Consider the following 3,816-nt stretch of genomic DNA (forward strand, 5'->3'; position numbering starts at 1 on the left):
TGTTGCGGTATAAGAATCGACCATGCAGAGAGAGAAAACACCGGAGTGGAGGGAAAAGCAGAAAAGCTCACGTGGCATAAGGCGCGGACAGCGGTATCGCTTAGTTTTTCAATTTCCCATACGTGAACAGGCGGCTGCATTTTTAGGTGTCGTTCCCGTTGAAAAATATTCCGGCACCTCGGTCAGAGGGGGTCCGAAACTGTCAAAAATTGGTCCGCCGGAAATCCGGGCGAAACTGTATCTGGCTTCGTTGTGTGGTCTGAGATTTAACCCATTGATGAAAGCGATGTATGAGCGATTATGCCTGAGAGGTAAGGCCAAAATGTGTGCCATTGGTGCGCTGATGAGAAAACTCGTGCACTGGTGCTATGGCGTACTGAAGACCCAAAAACCGTTTGATGTGGGCTATTTGTCTTCATATGCGCGTAGCGCATGTAAGGCGGCATGATGTAGTTACATATGGTACAGGAGTAACACCGCCGAAGCCCGGCGTAAGCCGGTACGTATTGATAGGTTTCACCTATCCCATCCCTGCCCTGCGAGGCCATGCGGGCTTTCAGCGATGATGAAGTATAGGTAAGCCCTTTTAACCCCGTTAGCGCGGCTACGCCGCGCTGTATCGGGGACTTAGTGCTGACAGCTTGCTGGCAGTACTTAGGGGGCTGTACGTCGGAGTTCAAGCGATTTTTCTTGACAGAACACGGTAGCTTCCAAGCCATACCCGTTTTTAGCCATGACAGAGCTTCTGTGCGCGGTCGGAGCCCGACAAGGGTTTATCCGCAGTCGGGGCGTATCTCCGCGTTAGCGGGCCGTGAGGGCCGCTTACGAGCGTGTACTCGATACGTCCAGCCAGAGGACTGACAGCGATGATAATGTAGTTACAACATTCATGGTTAAAAGCGACTCTGTTCCGCCCTTCGGGCCGGGGCGGGGCCGCTTTTCAGTTATGAGGGAGGGGCTTTGCGGTTTCAGTTCTGCGTCGGACTTGGGTTTTTTAGGGGTTTATGTTTGCATGTTGTAACTAAACCGGCTTCGGTTGGGGCCCGCCGCTTGCGGTGGGAGGTGCATATCTGTCTGTCCACAGGACAGGCAGTGAACAGGTTTTTTTTTTAAATGAATGTAATTAAGTAGTTTAAAGGAGATATAAACAGGTGTTTAAAAGATACATTGCACCCTGTAGGGCTGACGGCTGGCGCTTTATGACGTGAACGGTTGTAACCTTATGGTGAAGTCCCTTGCAGTTTAATGTGGATAAGCAAAATTCCCCGTCTGTGAGGCGTGTTTTGTATCAAAAACAGGGGGGACCGGATGCACCAGAAGGTGGATGATGAGGTTGTTTTTTGTATGTAGCGCTGATTTTTTGTGCACTGGCGGGCTTCAGGCGTGCGAATGCCTCCGGCGCGTGCCGGATTATTCTGAGGAGGTCACTTTCAGGGGGAAGCTGTGGCCAGCCGGCTGTAATTACGGTTACGTGACAGAATCATGCGCTCCTTCACACGACGCTCCACTTCACGTTTTACCGCCTCACGACTGGCAGTGAAGCGCCCTTCCGAGATTTCACGCGTCAGTTGCCGTTTCACCAGGGTGACAATATCCTGACGCTGCCTGTCCGCATCACGACGCGCACGGGCACGCTTCATTCCACGGGACTTAAGCTCTGTCTGGTAACTGCGGAAACGCTCACGAACAAAACGCCAGGCTTTCGCCATCAGTTCATCCATACCCAGGGTATCCAGCCCCTGCTTTTTGCGCTGTCTGTTTTCCCATTCCACACGACTGCGGCGCGCGGCGGCCACTGCCTCCTCTGATACATCGAGGGCAGCAAACAGTGCAGATGTGAACGTGATATCGGTCGGAATGTAGCACCCGATAAGCGGGTCATATTCCGTCTGGTAGGTAATCAGTCCCAGCTCTGCAAGGAACGTCAGGGCCCGGGTGGCCCGGGTGATGGAGAGTTTTCCGGCAGCAGACTCCGTCGCCAGTCCGCACTCAATGGCCAGCGTGGTGATGGAACACTGGACGCGGTTGGCCAGTGGGTCATAGTGAAAACACAGCCCCTGCAGCAGCGCATCAATGGCCCGGCGACGTAGTACCGGTGGCATGCGCCGACGCAGACCAAGCGAACGGGCATGTGCCACATGAATGGCGAAATCAAAACGGGAGGTGAAGCCCACCGCCTTTTCCATCAGTTTCCCGCAGAACGGAAGCGTCCGGGCACCTTCACGGGGTGTGAACACCGGATTCGGGTTCTTTACCTGGCGGTAATAAGTTTGTTGAAGATCAGTCACACCATCCTGCACTTACAATGCGCAGAAGGAGCGAGCACAGAAAGAAGTCTTGAACTTTTCCGGGCATATAACTATACTCCCCGCATAGCTTGATTGTTGGCTATACGGTTTAAGTGGGCCCCGGTAATCTTTCTGACTCGCCAAAGTTAAAGAAGATTATCGGGGTTTTTGCTTTTCTGGCTCCTGTACATCTACATCAGAACCAGTTCCCTGCCACCTTATGGCGTGGCCAGCCATAAAATTCCTTAAACGATCAGTAATCTAGCATGCTACGCCACAAAGTAAAGTCTTTACTTTAGTATATCCAGTCTCTGCAGTTCATCTTTGATGATTTTCTCAACGAACTGAGCCTGTGTTATCCCCTCTCTCTCGCAGTACTCAACCATGAGATCTTTCAGAGGATTTTTGACAAAAACTTTTATCTCTTTGTGTGTAAGACGTTTTCTTGCAACAGCGGCCATTTGTTTCTCAGAGTCAGTCATAGGCTTACCTCTGCGCACAAACCGCTTTTGACTCAATGAGGAAGTCACTGCATTTTCTGTCTGCGACATCTCGCCTCCTCAATACTCAAACAGGGATCGTTTCGCAGAGGATACTACAGTTTTTTGAAATCAGCGACTTGAGAATTGTGGCGAAGATCTGTGTTGGCGCACAAATCAACGGGGATTACTGTCGTTTAATGTGATTTAAACTGTGAAATAGTATGGTTTTCAGTTATGGAAACGCAGGGAGCGAGGAAAACTTGCTTTTTCCCGTTTCCGGGGTTGGACAACTGAGCAACGCGAAGGCGTCAGCTACGATGTTCCGGTGACTGCTGATCAGCCCCTGTTGTATTCAGCCATTCTCCGGTCATCTGCAGCAGTTTTCTGGCATCGTGGCTTCTGAGCAACGGAATACCAGCCTGCCTCAGAACCTCTTCCAGAAGAATATCCCGGCGTCTGCGTTCCGGTCGTAAATGGCTGGCATCATCCAGCTCTACTGCTGCAACAATACTGAACGAACGCAGCTCAACGATAACCACATCAACATGCCACTGAGACACCATCCTGAATAACTGCCACCACTGGCGTGATCGTGGCCGGATATTCCCGTTCAGCTGGACGATATCCGCGACCCGTACCTGCGGACACAGATACCACCGCTTCATATCCACAATTCTGAACAGTCCTTTCATAAAACTGACTTCCCTTTCTGTCAGCAGCGTCTTCTGACGTTGCCAGTATTCACCGCTGGACAGTATTCGCTCTGCATCACCGGTCCGTATACCTGCCGCATGCAATTGCATCAGCAAAGGAGAATGCTGATTTACACTTCTGAGGATAATCCGGATAAGTAGCGCTGCAATAATCAGAACAATGAGAATAAAAATAATCAACTTCATTATTTATCTGCTCCTGGCAATTAATTATTGCTGAATTATTACCTTACATATTTCCGGTGATGCTGCCAACTTACTGATTTAGTGTATGATGGTGTTTTTGAGGTGCTCCAGTGGCTTCTGTTTCTATCAGCTGTCCCTCCTGTTCAG

The 3,816-nt window shown here is 50.6% G+C and carries 4 protein-coding genes and 1 pseudogene; 1 reads left to right on the top strand and 4 read right to left on the bottom strand.

Annotated elements, in window-relative coordinates:
* Positions 1–112 precede the first annotated feature (112 nt).
* Positions 113–448 (top strand): annotated as a pseudogene (locus BFF42_RS12345) (transposase); the annotation flags it as partial.
* 982 nt (positions 449–1,430) lie between these two features.
* Here the strand turns inward: BFF42_RS12345 and repA are convergent.
* The 4 genes from repA to BFF42_RS12375 form a co-directional block, all read right to left on the bottom strand.
* Positions 1,431–2,288 (bottom strand): incFII family plasmid replication initiator RepA, encoded by an 858-nt coding sequence (gene repA, locus BFF42_RS12355; protein WP_000130973.1) that lies wholly within the window; start codon positions 2,286–2,288, stop codon positions 1,431–1,433.
* Entirely contained in the window at positions 2,281–2,355 is a 75-nt protein-coding gene (tap, locus tag BFF42_RS12360) for a RepA leader peptide Tap (protein ID WP_001365705.1), read from the bottom strand. The genes repA and tap overlap by 8 nt, the downstream gene beginning before the upstream one ends.
* Positions 2,356–2,578: 223 nt before the next feature.
* A complete protein-coding gene (locus BFF42_RS12370; RefSeq protein WP_000083819.1) occupies positions 2,579–2,839 on the bottom strand; it encodes a replication regulatory protein RepA in 261 nt (86 codons plus the stop codon).
* Positions 2,840–3,078: 239 nt separating this feature from the next.
* Positions 3,079–3,669 carry a DUF2726 domain-containing protein gene (locus BFF42_RS12375; protein WP_000766818.1) on the bottom strand — a complete coding sequence of 197 codons (591 nt, stop codon included), beginning with the start codon at positions 3,667–3,669 and terminating at the stop codon, positions 3,079–3,081.
* Positions 3,670–3,816 lie beyond the last annotated feature (147 nt).

This window comes from Shigella sp. FC1661, from assembly GCF_001712525.1.
GTDB classification, from domain to species: Bacteria; Pseudomonadota; Gammaproteobacteria; order Enterobacterales; family Enterobacteriaceae; genus Escherichia; species Escherichia coli.

Excerpts from the sequence above, each read along its gene's own strand:
- BFF42_RS12375 (WP_000766818.1), bottom strand. The coding sequence starts at position 3,669 with ATGAAGTTGATTATTTTTATTCTCATTGTTCTGATTATTGCAGCGCTA.
- BFF42_RS12370 (WP_000083819.1), bottom strand. The coding sequence starts at position 2,839 with ATGTCGCAGACAGAAAATGCAGTGACTTCCTCATTGAGTCAAAAGCGG.